The sequence below is a fragment of the Mesorhizobium sp. M0618 genome (genome assembly GCF_040320765.1).
In the GTDB taxonomy this organism is placed as follows: Bacteria; Pseudomonadota; Alphaproteobacteria; order Rhizobiales; family Rhizobiaceae; genus Mesorhizobium.
This window is the reverse complement of sequence record NZ_JAMYQH010000008.1, coordinates 62469-80896: the sequence shown is the minus strand read 5'-3', so window position 1 is coordinate 80896 and position 18428 is coordinate 62469. Positions and strand designations below refer to the sequence as shown.

Here is an 18428-nt window from a genome sequence, read left to right as displayed (position 1 = left end):
CTTGGTCAAAACGCCTAGCATGACGCTCCGCCCGTGCCAATTGCCGGAGCCGGTTCACTCTCGACAAATCCCGGTGCGCTTGTCAATTTGCAACGTGGCCGGGGCCTTCACATTCGCTAGTATGACGGCGCCGGAATTCGCATTACGGCGCAAGACATCGCGGTCAACGACATCGCGATGAGACTGGGGAATTCACATGATCACGCCCGCTGACCGGCTGACGACGCTGGAAATACGCGCCGCCGAGCAGGAGAAGATCATCGAGGAACTGTCCGGCCAGATCGCCGAGCAGTGGAAAGTGATCGAGCGCATGCAGCGCAAGCTCGACGCGCTGACGGATCGCTTCCTGGCGCTGGAGGAGCAGACAGGAGATGAAGTGCCGGTAACCAAGCCGCCGCACTGGTGAGGAAAAAGGGAAGGTGCACGCCGTGGTCAGTGAAAACGATCGCATCGCGCGGGCCGGCGACTATGTGCTCGGTCTTATGAACGACAAAGACCGCGAACGGGCCGAACGTGACCTGGAGGTCGATCCCGCCTTCCGCGACGCGGTCGTGCGACTTGCCGAGCAGATGTATTTCTTCGACCGTTACGGAAAACGCGGCCTGCTGCCTGGCAGGCATTGGGAACTGGTTACCCAACGCCTAGCCGAGTTACCTCAGATGCGCAGCGTCGAGCTCGGCGGCAATGAGGTCAAACCGCGCACGGTGATCCGAAGCCTGTCCCGGCCACCATACGGCATTGGCGTGCACGCGCTTGGCGGCCGGCGCGGAGTTTTCGTTGCCGCCGGGCTGATGGTGGCGTTCGCGCTGGGCTGTGTCGTCGCGAAGCTGCTATAGGCGGGGCCGGCGCGACATCAGCGCCATCTTCTCGCCGTCCGAGCCGCTTATCTCAACGGTATTCCAGCCGAGAGCCGCGTAGAAATCACGCGCATCCCACGTGTAGAGATGGAGCATCTCGACGCCCCGTGACGCCGCATGGGCTTCCGTTGCCTTGACCAGCGCGGTGGCGATGCCTCGGCGTCGATACCTTGCATCGACAACCAACCCGGCCAGCCATGGCGTCAGATCATGTGCGGGCTCCAGTTCGTGGCGGACCAGCAGGCATGTCCCGACCGGGGTGTCGCCGATCCGGGCCACGAATGCCGCCTCGAAGCCGTCACCGGCGATCAAGTCGCGAAGCCCTGCCGCATCTTCACCGAGGGTCCTTCCGGTTCCCGCGAAAAAGGCAGCCAGGCGCAGTTGCGCGACAGCTGCTATGTCGTGCTCGCCCATGGGTTCGATCGTCGGCTGCATCCGTATCCCCAAACGGTGTCCGGCACGGAGCGAAGGTTTCGCTCGAACCCGTATAAGGCAAAACCGCCGGGCTGGCGCCCGGCGGTTTGCAGATCATGGCTGTGTGTTCGTGCCGCTCAATAGGGGCAAGCGTTGTCAGCCGTATAGTCGTGTACTTCGACCTTGCCGGCAATGATGTCGGCCTTGGCTTTTTCGACGGCCGCCTTCATCTCTTCCGTCACCAGCGCCTTGTTGTTGTCGTCCATGGCGTAGTCGACGCCGCCTTCCTTGAGGCCCAGATTCTCGACTCCGCCTTTGAAGGTGCCGTTCTTGCCGTCCATGAAGGCGGTGTAGACGGCGACGTCGACGCGCTTCAGCATCGAGGTCAGCACCTTGCCCGGCTGCAGGCCGTTCTGGTTGGAATCGACGCCGATGCCGAGCTTGCCGGCATCTGCCGCCGCCTGCAACACGCCGACGCCGGTGCCGCCTGCCGCGGCGTAGATCACGTCGGAGCCCTGGTCGATCTGCGTCTTGGCGATCTCGCCGCCCTTGGCCGGATCGTTCCAGGCAGCTGGCGTGTCGCCGGTCATGTTCTGGATGACATCAGTCGCACCAGCCGACTTGGCGCCGCCGACATAGCCGCATTCGAACTTGCGGATCAGCGGGATATCCATGCCGCCAACGAAGGAGACCTTCTTGGACTTAGAGGCCATCGCCGCCAGGATGCCGACGAGGTAGGAGCCCTCCTGTTCCTTGAACTTCAGCGACCGCACGTTCGGCAGATCGACCTGGTCGTCGATGATGGCGAAGTTCAGGTCGGGGTATTCGGCGGCGACCTTGGCCAGCGCGTCCGTCCAGGCAAAGCCCGCCATAACGATCGGGTTGCGGCCGTCCTCGGCGAAGCGGCGCAGCGCCTGCTCACGCTGCGAGGCATTGGAGACCTCGAATTCGACGTAGGCCGTGCCGGTTTCCGTCTTGAATTTCTCGGCGCCGTTGTAGGCAGCCTCGTTGAAGGATTTGTCGAATTTGCCGCCGAGATCATAGAGGATGGCCGGCTGGACATCCGCGGCGAAAGCCGGAAGAACCATTGCGGTTGCGGCCAGGAGGCCGAGAACGATACGTTTCATGTGATCCACACCCTGTCGGTTATTTTTCCGTTACGCGCCGGATGCCGGCCCGGTTCTCCGGCAGGCATACGACGTCAGCCAGGAGTGTACTCCCTCCCGCTCGGCGGCAATCTGGCATGGCCCGAAACAAAATTCACGCGGAATTTTGACCTTTTGGAAAAGCTTGGTGCGGGCAAGCCGCACCGCAGCTTGTCCTTGCGCCAAGTGTCAGGCGGAGGCGGCGGGAGGGATGGCGCAAGCGACGCCAGTGCCTTTGAGGTTGCACGTGCCGTAAGGATTCTTCGCCAGATATTGCTGGTGATCGGATTCTGCGAAGTAGAATTCGGCCGCCGGCGCGATCTCGGTGGTGATCCTGCCGTGGCCGGCAGCGCGCAGCGAGGTCTCATACGCATCGCGCGAGGCGCTCGCCGCCGACAATTGCGCCTCGTCGCTCGTGTAGATCGCGGAGCGATAGGCGGTGCCGACATCATTGCCCTGGCGCATGCCTTGCGTGGGGTCGTGGCTTTCCCAGAACAGCTTCAGAAGCCCAGCATAGGAGACGATCTCGGGGTCATGGACCACCAGCACCACTTCGGCATGACCGGTAAGCCCGGTGCAGGTCTCCTGATAGGTCGGATTGGGGGTGAAGCCGCCGGCATAGCCAGCCGCGGTGACCCAGACGCCTTCGATCTGCCAGAACAGCCGCTCCGCACCCCAGAAGCAGCCCAGTCCGAACATCGCCGTCTCCAGCCTCTCGGGATAAGGACCCTTGAGCGGTCTTTTCAAGACCTTGTGTCTGGATGCGGTCGGGATCGCCCTGGCGCGGCCCGGCAGGGCCTCGGAGGGCTTCGGCATATTGAGCTTCTTGTTCAGCATGTCGCTGAGAAAGAACATGCGCGGCTCCTCTCCGGGTGAAACGTAAGATGCCGCATGACGGCGGCTTTGTTTGAGCATCGGATTTCCCAAAACCGGCAACCGCTTTTGGGTCCGATGCTCTAGGTGGCGGCGAACTGCCCAGCACGCGGTGGCCGCCTGTAGCCTATCGCATAGAGCAGGAAAGCCAGCACCGCGAATACGGCGAAGCCCGGCTGGTTCAGCACCCAGGCGATGGCGCCGTCCCACAGCAGCGGGCTGGCCTTGGTTCGGATGAAGGTTTCGAAGGCGGCCCGCGTGTCAGGGGAGACCGCCAGCCAACTGGTGTTGAGCGGGGTCAGCACCAGAACGGAGGCCGCCACGGTGCGTGTCGCGTCGAGCACCGCCATGATGACGGAAATCGACAGCGCGATCATTGCGGCAAGACGAAAGACGAAGCGAAACATCAGAACCCTCCTCCGGGCTGGTCCCCCTCCCGAGGGGCCTTTCAGAGATAGAATGCGCATGGCTGGATCGCAATCGCCATACGCGAATTTGCAGACTCCAAACTCAGGTCAACAGAAGCCCACACGACCGTCGGCCGGGTGGCTTTTCATTGACATGTGAGGGCAGCTATGCTAACAATTTCGGTATGGTGCTGACTTGCGCCGACGACCCGCCGCACAGGCGGGTTTTTGCGTTTGGTGCCTTGCAAACCGACGTGCCGGCGAAGTCTTTAAAGACCGGGTGAACCCGGATTCCTTGCTCTGCGCGAATTATACGGCCGGCTTCCTTTTGCGCCGATGGACAAGCCAGACGGCGAAAATGCCGCCGCCAATGGCGCCGATCACGAGGCCGGCCAGGCCGGTGAACACGGCAAAATAGCCGCAGGCGCCCTCGAAACAGCTCATCTCGGTGGCATCAGCGATCACCGAGCCGATGGCGAATCCGCCCACGGCGCCGATGACCGCGCCCAGGACGATGCCGAGCAGCGCGGCGATGACCGAGACGAAGGCCGATGGGCTTTCGGTTTCCGGATTGACATAAACGGCATCGGCTTCGGATCCACGGCGCAGCAGATAGATGCAGAGAACGCCGATGGCGATTTGAGCAGCCATGATGGCAAGCGCCTGGCCCGAAAAGACGAAATCCGAAATCGTCAGTGCACAGGCCTGCCAGGTCACCAGCCAGACGATTGTGGCGACCTGCCAGATGATGAACCGTCGCGGGAAGCGGGCCGAGCGGCCGAAGGCGAGGCCGAGCAGGTAAAGCCCCCACAGGATGGTGACGATATCGATGACGAGCCCGCCATAGATAAGGTAAAACACGCTGTCTGGCAGGCCGGTGGCGCCGACCGCGGGCCAGACGGAGATCAGGCCGTAGACCGACCACGCCATGACGAAGACAAGCCAGCCCACCGGCACGAAGGACAGCCCGCTGTCCGGCCGCCTGACTGGCGTCTGTCCATTGCTCGATGTCATGTCCGCACAATGCCCCCGCAAAGCCTCGGCACCCGACAGGCAACTCCGGGGGAAGTCAAGGGCGGCCGGCCCCGCGGTCCTGCCTGTGCACACCATTGCAGCGGCGGCGCCTGTAAAAACGGGCATGCCGGCCGCCTTGTGAAACACTGTGTGGCCGGCAAAGCGAATAGACTGCCGTTATGGCTTGGCATTCGGCGCCGGATCGACTAGATGAGCCCCGCGCCTGTTGCTTCGGCTCAGGTGCGGGGAAGGGCGTTCGCTGGTTGGCGGCGCCGGCGCGGATTTCCACGCCTCAGCCCCAAGGGAGGTGCATCTCCCCAACCCGCACGGCGAAACCGGCCGACGCGACATGCATGGACGGAGAGGTGGCCGAGTGGTTGAAGGCGCACGCCTGGAAAGTGTGTTTACGGGAGACCGTAACGCGGGTTCGAATCCCGCTCTCTCCGCCAATTTGCACCCCAGCCGGAGTTGCCTGGAGCCGGCGCCCAGGGCACACGGACCAAGGCAATCCTCGCCGAGCGCCACGGAGGACCCGACGTTCTGCAGCTTGCGGAGATCGGCTTGGCGCCGCCATCGCGTGGCGAGGTCCAGATCCGTCACACAATCATTGGGGTCAATTTCATCGACGTCTATTGCAGGACCGGCTATTTCGACCTCCTGCAGCCGCCAGGCGTTCCGGGCATGGAAGCCGCCGGTCTCATCGCAGCGGCCGGCCCGGAGGTTTCAGGCTTTTCAGTCGGCGACCGCATTGCCTATGCATGCCCGCCGGTCGGCGCCTACTGGCGCAGGCTGCCGACGCTCATCGCGATCTCGAGGCCAGGAGGACAACCAGGGCGCTTGTGCTGAAGGTGTGATAGTGTTGCCCCGGTGCTGTCATATTCTGAACAGGGCCGAATACCGGAGAATGGCAGCAAAACGGTCGATCATCTCGCCCTAGATCACCGCTTCCTCGAGGAACGGCTCGTTGCGCTCTATGCGCTCGTAACAGAACGGCGACAGATCGAGCGTCTGGAAAGCCCCGTGAACGATGCGATGGATTCACGCATGGTGGCGGAGATCGAGGAGGTTGTCGGCGGCGCCGGCTTCGATGCGCCACGCTGACCACGGTCATGGATCAGATCTGGCAGCGGTACCTGCAGACGATGCCGGACCTTTCCGCGCAAGCGTTTCATCCACCATAAGGGCGTCGAAGGCTTAGAGTTTATGCGCTGCGCGCCTTCTCGTCGCACATGTTCCACGCCGCCCACCAGATGGCCGCCTGCAATCTTGACGGTTGCCGGTCGTCATCGGTTTTGGGATTCTCACCTGATCTGGTAGTGGGATCCAAATCACAGGAGATGGCATGCCGAACGATGTACTCGTGCGCGACAGCAATGGCGCTCAATTGAATGACGGCGATTCCGTCACGCTGATCAAAGACCTCAAAGTCAAAGGCACTTCGGAGACGATCAAGCGCGGCACGTTGGTGAAGGCCATCCGGCTGAACGGCAATCCCGGCGAGATCGAATGCAACACCAAGCAAGTGAAAGGCCTGGTGCTCAAGACGGAGTTCGTGAAGAAGGCGTAAGCCTCAAGGCGGCAAGCGATCTCGATGGCTCCTTCGGGATTCCGGAAAGCCTGCCGTCGCCAAGTGGGTCGCGGAGCCGTTGAGCGTCCGGCACCCGACAGTTGCGCTGTAAAATTGATGATTTCGCCGACCAGGCACAAAAAAACCGCCAAGACCTAAGTCTGGAACCTCCTGCCGCTCCGCGCGTTTCACGGCGTCCCGTTCGCGGACCCGCCCGGATATCTCTCCAAGCGCGCGAAAAAACCAGGAGCCCGCTTCATGCACGACAAGCTGTTTCATTCACCGGTCGCACTGTCGGTCGGCCTCGGCTTCAAGCGCGAGATTGCCTCGCTGGCCGAAATGCACGATTTCCTCACCAATTGGACCACCTCCCGCCGCGGCCCGCTCTACCGAAATGCGGTGAAGGCATGTGATCTGGCCGTTCCAGGTTATGTGAGCGTCGAGCAGGCGCGCCGGGCGTTGCTCGAATTCGCGCAAGCCGCGGGCATCCTGTGGCCGGACCTCGAGCCGGTGGCGGGCGTGCACGCCGTTGCGCGTGGTTATGGCGGCTACGCCGCCTGAAGATTGATGTTCCCCGTGGCGGCTGAAGCCATACCACCATAGAAAGCCCGGCTGGCCCCCAGCCGGGCTTTCCCGTTTCCGGCAGCTCGCAAGGAAATCGCAATCCTGTGGTTGGCCGTGTGCCTTGGGCGACAATGCCTGGGTGGAGTGTTGGGAAGAGCCCGCGCAAAAATCTTTATGACATTCCTATTTCTTTCCACTGCGCCCTGTCTCGAACCTTTATGGCGATCGGGTCCATATTCCTTTCAGAAACACAACCGGTTCCGTCGCCAAAGATGCGACGGGCCACTTCCGATATATTGCGAACTCTCTTGTCGAATTCGCAAAGTGCAAAAGAACAAAAGGAATAAACACAATGGATATAGCCGTTATCGGGATCGGAATTTTGTTCTTCGCCTTTTGTTTCGCCTACATCAAAGCTTGTGACGCGCTCTAGAGCGAGGCTGAAAAAATGATCATCGACTATATTCTCGGTGGCGGCGTTACGCTGTTCCTGCTCGCCTACCTGACATACGCCCTCGTTCGTCCAGAACGCTTCTGAAGGCACGGAAAGCCCACAGCCATGACACTGAACGGTTGGATACAGATCCTGGTCTATTGCGGGATCGTCATATTGCTGGTGAAGCCGCTCGGCGGCTACATGCACCGCGTCTTCAACGGCGACCGCACGCTGCTTTCGCCGGTCCTTCGCCCGCTTGAGCGCGGGCTTTATCGTATCTGCGGAACCAGCGAACGCGAGGAACAGCACTGGACCACCTACGCGGTCGCCCTGCTGCTCTTCAACCTCGCCGGCTTCCTGGTGCTTTATGCCCTGCAGCGTCTGCAGGGCAGCCTGCCTTACAATCCTGCCGGCATGACAGCGGTTGAACCAGGGCTGGCCTTCGACACCGCCGCCAGCTTCATGACCAACACCAACTGGCAGAACTATGGTGGCGAGAGCACGATGTCCTATCTCGTGCAGATGGCCGGGCTGACGGTGCAGAACTTCGTTTCGGCGGCCACCGGCATTGCCATCGCCATCGCGCTGATCCGCGGCTTTGCACGGGCCTCCGGCAAGTCGATCGGCAATTTCTGGGTCGATATGACCCGCTCCACACTCTATCTGCTTCTGCCGTTCTGCATCGTGCTGACGCTGGTCTATGTCTGGCTCGGCATGCCGCAGACGCTCGGCGCCTACGTCAACGCCACGACGCTGGAAGGCGCGCAACAGACCATCGCCGTCGGCCCGGTCGCTTCGCAGGTGGCCATCAAGATGCTCGGCACCAATGGCGGTGGTTTCTTCAACGCCAATGCCGCGCACCCGTTCGAGAACCCCGACGCGATCTCCAACCTGATCCAGATGGTGTCGATCTTCGCCATCGGCGCCGCCTTGACCAATGTCTTCGGCCGCATGATCGGCAACCAGCGCCAGGGCTGGGCGATCCTCTCGGCCATGGGCGTCATGTTCATCGCCGGTGTCGCCATCTGCTATTGGGCGGAAGCCGCCGGCAACCCGCTGGTGCATGCGCTGGGCATCGACGGCGGCAACATGGAGGGCAAGGAGACGCGTTTCGGCACCGCCCTGTCGGCGCTGTTTGCCGTCATCACCACGGCCGCTTCCTGCGGCGCGGTGAACGCCATGCACGGCTCGTTCACCGCGCTCGGCGGCATGATCCCGATCATCAACATGCAGCTTGGCGAAGTCATCGTCGGCGGTGTCGGCGCGGGTCTCTACGGCATCCTGATGTACATCGTCGTTGCCGTCTTCATTGCCGGCCTGATGGTCGGCCGCACGCCCGAATATCTCGGCAAGAAGATCGAGGCCAAGGAGGTCAAGATGGCTATGTTGGCCATACTATGCCTGCCGCTGGCGATGCTGATCTTCACGGCCATCGCCGTCGTGCTGCCGACCGGCGTGGCGTCGATGGGCAATGCCGGCCCGCACGGCTTCTCCGAGGTTCTGTATGCCTACACTTCGGCGGCGGCCAACAACGGTTCGGCCTTTGGCGGCCTCAGCGGCAACACGCCCTGGTACAACATCACGATCGGCATCGGCATGCTGATGGGCCGCTTCCTGGTCATCATCCCGGCGCTGGCCATTGCCGGCTCGCTGGTGCCGAAGAAAACGGTTCCGGCTTCCGCCGGCACCTTCCCGACCGATGGCCCGCTGTTCGTCGGGCTGCTGGTCGGCGTCATCCTGATCGTCGGTGGCCTCACCTTCTTCCCGGCGCTCGCCGTCGGGCCGATCATCGAGCACCTGGCGATGGCTCACGGGCAGACCTTCTGAGACCGTCATGTCCTGGTTCAATGCCATGCGCCGCAAGGTCGGCCACAGGGACGATCACGGAAAGGAGGAGAGACCTCCTCCTTTCCCGACCCTGTCGACGTTTCTCGGCCTTGCGGCAGTCATGCTCGTCCTCTGGCTGCTGGCCTACGGGCCGCCGCATTTCCTTTCGGCATCCAATCATCGGGTGCCGTCCAACAACACCGAAGCCGGAGCTTCAAAATGAGCAACTCGAAATCAGCCAGCATCATGGATGCCCGCATCTTGGTTCCCGCCATTGGCGGCGCCTTCCGCAAGCTCGATCCGCGCACGCTGGCCAGGAACCCGGTGATGTTCGTCGTTGCCGTCGTCTCGGCGCTCACCACGGTGCTGTTCGTCAAGGACCTGGTCACCGGAGGCGGCAATCTCGGCTTCACGCTGCAGATCATCATCTGGCTTTGGTTTACCGTGCTGTTCGCCAACTTCGCCGAAGCGGTCGCAGAAGGCCGCGGCAAGGCGCAGGCGGATTCGCTGCGCAAGGCACGCACCGAGACCCAGGCCAAGCTTTTGACCGGTGAAGACCGCACCAAATACAAACTCGTGCCCGGCACCAGCCTCAAGGTCGGCGATGCCGTGCTGGTCGAGGCCGGCGACATCATCCCGTCCGACGGCGAAGTGATCGAAGGCGTTGCTTCGGTCAACGAGGCTGCGATCACGGGCGAATCCGCGCCGGTCATTCGCGAATCCGGTGGCGACCGTTCGGCGGTCACCGGTGGCACCCAGGTGCTGTCCGACTGGGTCCGCGTCCGCATCACCGCCGCCTCCGGCCATACCTTCCTCGACCGCATGATCTCACTGGTCGAAGGTGCCGAGCGCCAGAAGACGCCGAACGAGATCGCGCTCAACATCCTGCTCGTCGGCATGACGCTGATCTTCGTGCTGGCCACCGCGACGATCCCGAGTTTTGCCTCCTACTCGGGCGGCTATATCTCGGTGACCGTTCTGGTGGCGCTGTTCGTCACCTTGATCCCGACCACGATCGGCGCGCTGCTTTCGGCCATCGGCATCGCCGGTATGGACCGTCTGGTGCGATTCAACGTGCTGGCCATGTCGGGCCGCGCCGTGGAAGCCGCAGGCGACGTCGACACGCTGCTGCTCGACAAGACCGGCACGATCACGCTCGGTAACCGCCAGGCGACGCAGTTTCGCCCGGTTAAGGGTGTCACCGAACAGGAGCTGGCCGACGCGGCTCAGCTTGCCTCGCTCGCCGACGAAACGCCGGAAGGCCGCTCGATCGTCGTGCTGGCCAAGGAAAAATACGCCATCCGCGCCCGCGACATGGCAACGCTGCACGCAACCTTCGTGCCCTTCACCGCGCAAACCCGTATGAGCGGCGTCGACATCGATGGTTCGTCGGTGCGCAAGGGCGCCGTCGATTCCGTGCTTGCCCATGTCAACCAGTCGACGGTCGCAGCCCACGCCACGCGGCCCGGCAGCGATACCGTCAGGGATCTCCAGGCCATCGCCGACGAGATCGCCAAGTCCGGCGGCACGCCGCTGGCGGTCGAACGCGACGGCCGCCTGCTCGGCGTCGTCCACCTCAAGGACATCGTCAAGGGCGGCATCAGGGAGCGCTTCACCGAACTGCGCCGCATGGGCATCCGCACGGTGATGATCACCGGCGACAATCCGATGACGGCAGCAGCCATCGCCGCGGAAGCCGGCGTCGACGACTTCCTCGCCCAGGCCACGCCGGAGGACAAGCTCAAGCTGATCCGCGACGAACAGGCCAAGGGCAAGCTGGTGGCCATGTGCGGCGACGGCACCAACGATGCGCCAGCCCTCGCACAAGCCGATGTCGGTGTCGCCATGAACACCGGCACGGTTGCCGCCCGCGAGGCCGGCAACATGATCGATCTCGACAGCGATCCGACCAAGCTCATCGAGATCGTCGAGATCGGCAAGGCGCTCTTGATGACGCGAGGTTCGCTGACGACCTTCTCGATCGCCAACGACGTGGCCAAGTATTTCGCCATCATTCCGGCGATGTTCGCCGTCTTCTACGTCGCACCGGGACAGACGACCGGCCCGCTGCAGGCACTCAACGTCATGCATCTGGCGACGCCGCAAAGCGCCATCCTGTCGGCCATCATCTTCAACGCACTGATCATCATCGCGCTGATCCCGCTGTCGCTGAAGGGCGTCAAATACCGCGCCATTGGCGCCGGCGCGCTGCTCAGCCGCAATCTTCTCGTCTACGGCCTCGGTGGCCTCATCGTGCCGTTCGTCGGCATCAAGGCGATCGACATGATCGTCACCGCGCTTGGCCTCGCTTAACTCTTTGTTTTAACGCAATTCCGGACGGAAAACCGCTTCACACTTTTCCTGGAATTGCTTTGAGGAACATCTCCATGCTCACCCAGCTAAGACCCGCGATCATCATGATCGTCTTCTTCACGGTCCTGACCGGCCTGATCTATCCCTTGGGCATGACCGGCATCGCCCAGGCGATCTTCCCGCGCCAGGCCAATGGCAGCCTGATCGAGAAGGATGGCAAGGTTATCGGCTCCGAACTGATCGGCCAGGGCTTTGCCAGCGACAAGTATTTCCATGGCCGCCCCTCGGCCGCCGGCGACGGCTACAACGCCGCCGCCTCGAGCGGCAGCAATCTCGGCCCGACCAATCCCAAGCTGATCGACCGCATCAAGGGCGATGCGGAAAGACTGAAGGCGGAGAATCCGAACCAGCCCGTCCCGATGGACCTGGTGACGACGTCCGGCAGTGGCCTCGATCCCGATATCAGTCCCGAAGCAGCCTACTTCCAGGTCGCCAGGGTGGCCAAGGCCAGGGGGATCGATGAAGCCAAGGTCAAGGCGCTTGTCGACAGTCAGGTCGAGGGCAGGGAACTCGGCTTCATGGGCGAACCGGTGGTCAATGTGCTCGGTCTCAACCTTGCGCTGGACGCCGCGAAACAGTGAATGGTGCGGGCTGGGGATCGACAGTATCTCCGGCGCCATCCATGATCGGTCCCGATGCCGGACGACAGAAACAACGACGCCAGACCTTCTCCCGACGCACTGCTTGACCATGCCGAGCGGGAAGGTCGCGGCCGGCTGCGGATATTCCTGGGTGCCGCTCCCGGCGTAGGCAAGACCTATGAGATGCTGATGTCGGGCCGCGCCAGGCTGACCGACGGCGTGGATGTGGTGATCGGTGTCGTCGAGACGCATGGGCGCAAGGAGACACTGGCCCTGGTCGAGGGTTATGAGGTCATTGCCCGCCGCAAGGTCGACTACAAGGGGCGCATCCTCGACGAGATGGACATCGACGCCATCCTCGCCCGGCGCCCGGCGCTGGTTCTTGTCGACGAACTCGCCCACACCAATGCGCCCGGCAGCCGCCATCCCAAGCGCTATCTCGACGTCCAGGAAATCCTGACGCACGGCATCGACGTCTACACGACGCTCAACATCCAGCATGTCGAAAGCCTGAACGACGTTGTCGCCCAGATCACCAAGGTCAGGGTTCGCGAGACGGTTCCCGATTCCGTCATCGACCAGGCCGACGATGTCGAGATCATCGATCTCACTCCCGACGACCTGATCAAGCGGCTCGAGGAAGGCAAGGTCTATTTCCCCAACACCGCGCAGCGCGCGATCGAGAACTATTTCTCGCCGGGCAATCTGACGGCGCTCAGGGAGCTGGCGCTGCGCCGCACCGCGCAGCGCGTCGACGACCAGTTGCTGATCCATATGCAGGCCCACGCCATTCCTGGACCGTGGGCTGCGGGGGAAAGGGTACTCGTCTGCGTCGACGCGCGTCCGGGCGGGGCGGCGCGTATTCGCTACGCGCGCAGGTTGGCCGACCGGCTCCGTGCCCCGTGGACGGCGCTGCATGTCGACAGCCCTCGCTCGGCCAGCATGCCCGAAGCGGACAAGGATCGGCTCGCTACGAACCTGCGGCTTGCCGAACAGCTCGGCGCCGAGGTGACCACCATTCCCGGTCAGAACATCGCGCAGGACATTGTTCGCCATGCGACGGCGAACAATTTCACCCATATCGTGGTCGGCAGGCCGACCCGGTCGCGCTGGCGGGAATTGATCGAAGGCTCGCTCACCTACGATCTCATCCGCAACGCCGGTGACATCAGCGTCCATGTCATTTCAGGAACCGAACGCAACGCCGAGGTGACGTCGAGGAGTGTCAAGGCGGCGGACGAGCAGTGGCAGTTCGAGATCTGGCCCTATCTCAAGGCCACGGCCTTTGTCATCGGTTCGCTCGCCTTCGCCGTCGTTCTCGACCAGTTTCTCGACGTTCGCAACCTGGCGATCATTCTTCTCATCGGCGTACTGGCATCGGCGGTAACCGGCGGTCTGTGGCCGGCTCTGTACGCTTGTTTCGCCAGCGCCCTTGCTTTCAATTATTTCTTCCTGGAGCCTCGTTATACGCTGACGATCCGGGATCCGGAGAGCATCGTCGCGCTTGGCGTCTTTCTCGTCGTTGCGGTCATCGCCAGCAATCTGACGGCGCGCGTGCAGCGCCAGGCGGTCGCCGCCCGCTCGCGGGCGCGGGCCACGGAAGACATCTACCTCTTTTCAAAGAAGCTCGCCGGCGCCGGCACGCTCGACGACGTCCTTTGGGCCACGGCCTTCCAGATCGCCTCGATGCTGAAGCTGCGGGTGGTGCTGCTTTTGCCGGAAGACGGGACCATCACCGTCAAGGCCGGCTATCCGCCCGACGACACGCTGGCCGAAGCCGACATCGCCGCCGCCCGCTGGGCCTGGGAGCACAATCGTGCCGCGGGTCGCGGCGCCGACACGCTTCCAGGCGCCAAGCGCCTCTATTTGCCCTTGCGGACGGGGCGCACGGCCATCGGGGTCGTCGGCCTGGACAACGACAAGCAGGGTCCGCTGCTGACGCCCGAGCAGCAGCGGCTGCTTGACGCACTGGCCGACCAGGCGGCGGTCGCCATCGAACGTATTCAATTGGTTGCCGACGTCGACCGTGCCAAGCTCGCGGCCGAGGCGGACAGGCTGCGCTCGGCGCTGCTCACCTCCATTTCCCATGATCTGAAAACGCCGCTCGCTGCCATCATGGGCGCGGCTGGCACGCTGCGGGATTTTTCAGTCGCGCTTCCCGAACCGGACCGGGCCGAACTGCTGTCGACGGTGCTGGACGAATCCGAGCGGTTGAACCGCTTCATCGCCAATCTGCTCGACATGACCAAGATCGAGTCCGGCGCGATGGAGCCGAACTACGCCTTTCACTATGTCGGCGACATCGTCGGCTCCGCCTTGCAAAGGGCCAGGAAAATCATTGGCGAGCACAAGATCGAGACCGACATCCCCAAGGATTTGCCGATGTTGAAGGTCGACCCGGTGCTGTTCGAGCAAGCGTTGTTCAATCTTCTCGACAATGCGGCGAAATATGCCCCGGCAGGCTCGACGATTCGCATGCAGGGTTGGACCGACAATGGCTCCGTCCTGCTGCAAATCATGGATGAAGGGCCAGGCATTCCTCCCGGCGATCTGGAACGGATTTTCGACACGTTCTATCGAGTGCGCAAGGGCGACCAGATCCGCGCCGGTACGGGGCTCGGCCTGTCGATCTGCCGCGGCTTCGTCGAAGCGATGGGTGGCACGATCATGGCGGCAAACCGGACCGACGGTTCGGGCGCGGTGTTCACCATCAAAATGCCCAGGCCGGCAAATCCGCCCAATTTCGACGCTTCGAATACCGACGACCACGATGTGGGTGACCTGGCATGACAAACTCGAACGTCAGAATATTGGTCGTCGATGACGAGCCGCCGATCCGCAAGCTGCTGCGCGTCGGGCTCGGCAGCCAAGGTTATGCGGTCAGCGAGGCGCCGAACGCGAAGGTGGCGATCGAGCTGATGGAGGCGGAGAAGCCGGACCTCGTCCTGCTCGACCTTGGGCTGCCCGGCATGAGCGGCCATGAACTGCTGCGCAAATGGCGCGACGATGGTCTCGACATTCCAGTGGTCATCCTGTCCAGCCGGACCGACGAGGCCGGCATCGTCCAGGCCCTGGAACTCGGCGCCGACGACTATGTCACCAAGCCTTTCGGCATGAATGAGCTGGTGGCGCGCATTCGCGTGGCGCTCCGCCACAAGTTCCAGCAGCAGGGCGAGAAGCCGATTTTCCAGACCGGCGATCTCAGCGTCGATCTGGTCAAGCGCATCGTCAAGGTCGAGGGCAAGGAGGTAAAGCTCTCGCCGAAGGAATACGACATCCTGCGCATGCTGGTGCAGCACGCCGGCAAGGTGCTGACCCATCATTTCCTGTTGAAGCAGGTCTGGGGCGACTCGACGGACGTGCAGTATCTCAGGGTCTATGTGCGGCAGCTCAGGCAGAAGATCGAGAAGAGCCCCGACCAGCCGCGCTACATCACCACCGAGACCGGCGTTGGCTACCGCCTGCGCGAGGTCGAGTGAGCAGGCCAGGTTTTAGCCGATAGCTTCCCGTGGCTGGCCAAGCGGTCTGGAAACTCGCAAGGCCGCGAGGCAGCCGACAATGCCGAGCGGCACGAAGGCAAGAAACAACCACGACGCGACATTCGCCGCCGCGTCGTGGTTCAGACCTTGCGAAAAGCCGCTGGCGTTGGCGACGATGCCGGCGAGTGCGGCGCCCACGGCATAGCCGATGCGTTGCATGGTCGGCACCGCCGCCGAGGCGATGGTCTGCTCGCCCTCCGGGGCGGAGGCGACGATGACGCGCGTCAGGAAGGGCCAGGCGACGCCGAAGCCGCCGCCCTGCAACAAGGCGCACATCAGGATCAGCGGGATGGAGCCCGCCGGTATCGTGTAGGCAAAGCCGGCGATGCCGGCCGCGATCATCACCGCGCCGCCAACGATGATCAGCCGCTCGCGTCGCGGCGGCGCGTTGGCGACCAGGATCGACAGGATCGACCAGGCGATCGATTCGGCGGCGATGATGTAGCCGGTGGTCAGCAGCGGAATGTCGTGAAGACTGGTCAGCAGCAGCGGCCCGTAGACGCCGAAGGAACAGGTCGCCACCGAAAAGGCGGCAACCATGGTCATGCCGGCGCCGACCGGCGTGCGCCATGAGAACAGCCGCGCCGGGAACAGCCGCGAACGCGGCTTCAGCGCGTCGATGGTGAAGAACAGCACCAGGCCGATGAGGCCGAAGGCCATCAGCAGCGAAGAGCGCAGCAAGGCGATGTCGACGCCGGCCGAGGCAATCAACACCACGGCGACGGCAAGGCAGCCAAGGGCCGCGAACGGGAAGGGCGGCGCCTTGCCCGTGCTCGTCTTGGGTTTCGTCGCCTGCGGCGTGTCGAGCACGAGGAAGCTTGCCAGCGCCATGGCGGCGCCGCCGAGTGTGAAGATGCCGAAGGCCCAGCGCCATGACAACAGCTCGGTCATGATCGCGCCGAGCAATGGTCCGCTGAAGGCGGCGACGCCCCAGATCGCCGACATGATGCCGAAAAGCTGCGGCCAGATGGCGCGCGAGAACAGTCGTTCGACCGAGACGAAGGCCAGCGACACCAGCGCACCGCCGCCAAGTCCTTCGATCAGGCGGCCGGCGAGGAACAGTTGCATGGAAGGCGAGGTGGCGCATATCAGCGCGCCTGTTGCGTAGAGCAGCGCGGCAACCACCATGTTGGTGCGCAAGGGGACATAACTCACCAGTCGTCCGGCGGCCGCGCCGGCAACGATGGCGCCGAGTTCGTAGATCGCCAGCGACCAGCCGACGAGCTGTACGCCCGCCAATTCGCCGACCATGGCCGGCATCACCGTTGCCACCATCGTTTCGTTGGTGGCGTGCAGCAGGATGCCGAGGCTGATGAAGCAGAAGCGCGCCAGGTCGCCGCTTGCCCACAATACGCGCCAGTCGACCCTGTTCGTGCTGATCTCGGTCATTTCCACCCCTGTCTTGCATATCTCGACGCCAGCGCAGCACGCCAGAAGCCAGTACGGGTTTCCGGCAGGACCATGCGAATCGACAGCGCCGGATCGAGGCGTTGTGGCGTTCGGGGCAGGCTTGTAAAACCTCAACCGGGGTTGAGCTCAAGCGGTTTTTTTGAAGATCGTTCGCGCGGCAGCCTTTCCGGTTGCGGGTTCGTTGCGCGATCAGTTCTCGGTGCTGCGCAGCTGGAATTGGCTGACGCCGATCGCGAGGTTCATGCCGGTCTGCGTCTGCAAGCTGAGCGGCTGCAAGGTGAAGGCCTGAGAGGAGCCGCCGACCAGCAGATTGGCGCCGGCGCCGACGGCGGCCGTCACCTCCGCGCTGGCGCCGATGTAGTCGCCGGCCAGCGCACCCGGCGCATAGATGTTCTTCAGCGGCGTCAGCACGATCCACTGCATGACCGTCTGCTTCGTCGTGCCGATGTCGAGGCCGTATTTGTTGACAGCGCCGAAATAGGCTTCCGGCGCGAAGCTTTTGTCGGCGGGGTTAAAGGTGCAGCTCAGATCCTTGCTCGAGCCGAAGATGAAGCCGGTGCCGCCGCCTATGGCGCAGTCAAGCGTACCGACTTCCATGCCTCGGTCCTGCGCCTGCACCGCTCCGGATAGCGTGGTGAACATGGCGGCAGCTATGGCTGTCTTCAGCATGATGGTTCCCCTCCAAAATCAAACGGCGCGAAACCATCCTATCTGGTTCCGCGCCGCGGGTGAGGGGTCATGGAGCGCACGGCTCCATGCAATCACTTGAATGAGTGGATCAGCTGGAGCGAGGTCACGGCCACGGCAAGGTTGACGCCGGTCTGCGCCTGGACGCTGAGCGGCTCCAGCATGAAGGCGCTGTCCAGGCCGCCAACCAGCAGATTGGCGCCGCCGCCGGTCACCACGCTCGCTTCGGCGTTGACACCGTAGTAGCTGCCGGCGAGATCGCCTCCGTCACGGTCCCGGGTCGCAGCCAGCACGGCCCAGACGAGCTGGCCCTGATGCGTCTGGCCGACATCGAGGCCGATCTTGGAGATGACGCCTGTGTAAATCTCGGACGGCCCGTGATGATGAGGCCGGAAGACACAGGACACGCCCTTGTTGGAAGCGACGATATAAGCGGTGCCGCCGTCGATGGTGCAATCGAGCGTGCCGAGTTGCAGCTTGCCGGCGCTGGCCGGAGCCACCGCGAACATCGTCGTGGCGAGGGCAGCGGCGCAGGCGAGTTTCTTGATCATGGGAGGGTCCTTTCGCAAAATACTTTCAACAACGGCTTGGGTGGGTAGACCGTTCCGCCGAAAACTTGGCGCGATCAAGGCAGGGGCCGAAAGCCTCCTGCCGGGGTTAATGCGCGGTTGCGAAGTGCGTCCTTTCGGACACGCAAAGAATCCCGCAGCACTTGGATGTCATGCGGATTTGTA

At 63.1% G+C, this 18428-nt stretch carries 21 protein-coding genes and 1 tRNA gene; 13 read left to right on the top strand and 9 right to left on the bottom strand.

Annotation, left to right across the window (positions count from 1 at the left end):
* Positions 1-199 precede the first annotated feature (199 nt).
* The gene (locus NKJ04_RS11160; RefSeq protein WP_206517192.1) at positions 200-406 is read left to right on the top strand and encodes a SlyX family protein; all 207 of its coding nucleotides are present in this window, start codon (positions 200-202) and stop codon (positions 404-406) included.
* A 22-nt stretch (positions 407-428) separates the two neighbouring features.
* On the top strand, positions 429-836 hold the full coding sequence (locus tag NKJ04_RS11155; protein ID WP_352674907.1) for a hypothetical protein: 408 nt from the start codon (positions 429-431) through the stop codon (positions 834-836).
* Here NKJ04_RS11155 and NKJ04_RS11150 read toward each other — a convergent pair.
* From NKJ04_RS11150 to NKJ04_RS11130, 5 genes are all read right to left on the bottom strand, one after another.
* The gene (locus NKJ04_RS11150; RefSeq protein ID WP_128303186.1) at positions 831-1292 is read right to left on the bottom strand and encodes a GNAT family N-acetyltransferase; all 462 of its coding nucleotides are present in this window, start codon (positions 1290-1292) and stop codon (positions 831-833) included. The genes NKJ04_RS11155 and NKJ04_RS11150 overlap by 6 nt on opposite strands.
* Positions 1293-1408: 116 nt before the next feature.
* On the bottom strand, positions 1409-2398 hold the full coding sequence (locus tag NKJ04_RS11145; RefSeq protein WP_352674905.1) for a BMP family lipoprotein: 990 nt from the start codon (positions 2396-2398) through the stop codon (positions 1409-1411).
* 207 nt (positions 2399-2605) lie between these two features.
* Positions 2606-3271, bottom strand: coding sequence for a peptide-methionine (S)-S-oxide reductase MsrA (gene msrA / locus NKJ04_RS11140; protein ID WP_352674903.1), 666 nt, complete (start codon positions 3269-3271; stop codon positions 2606-2608).
* A 101-nt stretch (positions 3272-3372) separates the two neighbouring features.
* The gene (locus NKJ04_RS11135) at positions 3373-3696 is read right to left on the bottom strand and encodes a hypothetical protein (RefSeq protein ID WP_127290698.1); all 324 of its coding nucleotides are present in this window, start codon (positions 3694-3696) and stop codon (positions 3373-3375) included.
* Between the two features lie 309 nt (positions 3697-4005).
* Positions 4006-4710: a hypothetical protein gene (locus NKJ04_RS11130; RefSeq protein ID WP_023810165.1), complete on the bottom strand. Its 705-nt coding sequence runs from the start codon at positions 4708-4710 to the stop codon at positions 4006-4008.
* A 359-nt stretch (positions 4711-5069) separates the two neighbouring features.
* Here NKJ04_RS11130 and NKJ04_RS11125 point away from each other — a divergent pair.
* The 5 genes from NKJ04_RS11125 to NKJ04_RS11105 all read left to right on the top strand — a co-directional run bounded on the left by NKJ04_RS11125 (position 5070) and on the right by NKJ04_RS11105 (position 6838).
* Positions 5070-5159, top strand: a tRNA-Ser gene (locus NKJ04_RS11125).
* Positions 5160-5271: 112 nt separating this feature from the next.
* Positions 5272-5556, top strand: coding sequence for an alcohol dehydrogenase catalytic domain-containing protein (locus NKJ04_RS11120; protein WP_352554199.1), 285 nt, complete (start codon positions 5272-5274; stop codon positions 5554-5556).
* 21 nt (positions 5557-5577) lie between these two features.
* Entirely contained in the window at positions 5578-5811 is a 234-nt protein-coding gene (locus tag NKJ04_RS11115; RefSeq protein WP_352674901.1) for a hypothetical protein, read from the top strand.
* A 241-nt stretch (positions 5812-6052) separates the two neighbouring features.
* Positions 6053-6277 (top strand): alkylphosphonate utilization protein, encoded by a 225-nt coding sequence (locus tag NKJ04_RS11110; RefSeq protein WP_023810143.1) that lies wholly within the window; start codon positions 6053-6055, stop codon positions 6275-6277.
* A gap of 258 nt (positions 6278-6535) precedes the next feature.
* Complete coding sequence (locus NKJ04_RS11105; RefSeq protein ID WP_023810142.1) at positions 6536-6838, top strand: DUF982 domain-containing protein; 303 nt, start codon at positions 6536-6538, stop codon at positions 6836-6838.
* A gap of 175 nt (positions 6839-7013) precedes the next feature.
* Here the strand turns inward: NKJ04_RS11105 and NKJ04_RS33655 are convergent, their stop codons facing one another.
* The gene (locus NKJ04_RS33655) at positions 7014-7385 is read right to left on the bottom strand and encodes a hypothetical protein (protein ID WP_502897899.1); all 372 of its coding nucleotides are present in this window, start codon (positions 7383-7385) and stop codon (positions 7014-7016) included.
* Positions 7386-7400: 15 nt separating this feature from the next.
* Here NKJ04_RS33655 and kdpA point away from each other — a divergent pair, with 15 nt between their 5' ends.
* The 6 genes from kdpA (at position 7401) to NKJ04_RS11070 (ending at position 15537) form a co-directional block, all read left to right on the top strand.
* Complete coding sequence (gene kdpA / locus NKJ04_RS11095; RefSeq protein ID WP_352674898.1) at positions 7401-9104, top strand: potassium-transporting ATPase subunit KdpA; 1704 nt, start codon at positions 7401-7403, stop codon at positions 9102-9104.
* A 7-nt stretch (positions 9105-9111) separates the two neighbouring features.
* On the top strand, positions 9112-9327 hold the full coding sequence (locus tag NKJ04_RS11090; RefSeq protein ID WP_127290650.1) for a hypothetical protein: 216 nt from the start codon (positions 9112-9114) through the stop codon (positions 9325-9327).
* Positions 9324-11417, top strand: a complete 2094-nt coding sequence (kdpB, locus tag NKJ04_RS11085) for a potassium-transporting ATPase subunit KdpB (RefSeq protein ID WP_352674896.1) — start codon at positions 9324-9326, stop codon at positions 11415-11417. The genes NKJ04_RS11090 and kdpB overlap by 4 nt, the downstream gene beginning before the upstream one ends.
* Positions 11418-11491: 74 nt before the next feature.
* Positions 11492-12058 carry a potassium-transporting ATPase subunit KdpC gene (kdpC, locus tag NKJ04_RS11080; protein ID WP_352674893.1) on the top strand — a complete coding sequence of 189 codons (567 nt, stop codon included), beginning with the start codon at positions 11492-11494 and terminating at the stop codon, positions 12056-12058.
* A 54-nt stretch (positions 12059-12112) separates the two neighbouring features.
* Positions 12113-14848, top strand: a complete 2736-nt coding sequence (locus NKJ04_RS11075; protein ID WP_352674891.1) for a DUF4118 domain-containing protein — start codon at positions 12113-12115, stop codon at positions 14846-14848.
* Positions 14845-15537, top strand: coding sequence for a response regulator transcription factor (locus tag NKJ04_RS11070; protein ID WP_023810134.1), 693 nt, complete (start codon positions 14845-14847; stop codon positions 15535-15537). The genes NKJ04_RS11075 and NKJ04_RS11070 overlap by 4 nt, the downstream gene beginning before the upstream one ends.
* A 12-nt stretch (positions 15538-15549) precedes the next feature.
* On the opposite strand, the gene NKJ04_RS11065 is transcribed toward NKJ04_RS11070, so the two are convergent.
* The 3 genes from NKJ04_RS11065 to NKJ04_RS11055 form a co-directional block, all read right to left on the bottom strand.
* Positions 15550-16986, bottom strand: a complete 1437-nt coding sequence (locus tag NKJ04_RS11065) for an MFS transporter (protein ID WP_352674888.1) — start codon at positions 16984-16986, stop codon at positions 15550-15552.
* 210 nt (positions 16987-17196) lie between these two features.
* Entirely contained in the window at positions 17197-17676 is a 480-nt protein-coding gene (locus NKJ04_RS11060) for a DUF992 domain-containing protein (protein ID WP_023810132.1), read from the bottom strand.
* A gap of 92 nt (positions 17677-17768) precedes the next feature.
* A complete protein-coding gene (locus NKJ04_RS11055; protein WP_023810131.1) occupies positions 17769-18245 on the bottom strand; it encodes a DUF992 domain-containing protein in 477 nt (158 codons plus the stop codon).
* Between the last annotated feature and the right edge of the window lie 183 nt (positions 18246-18428).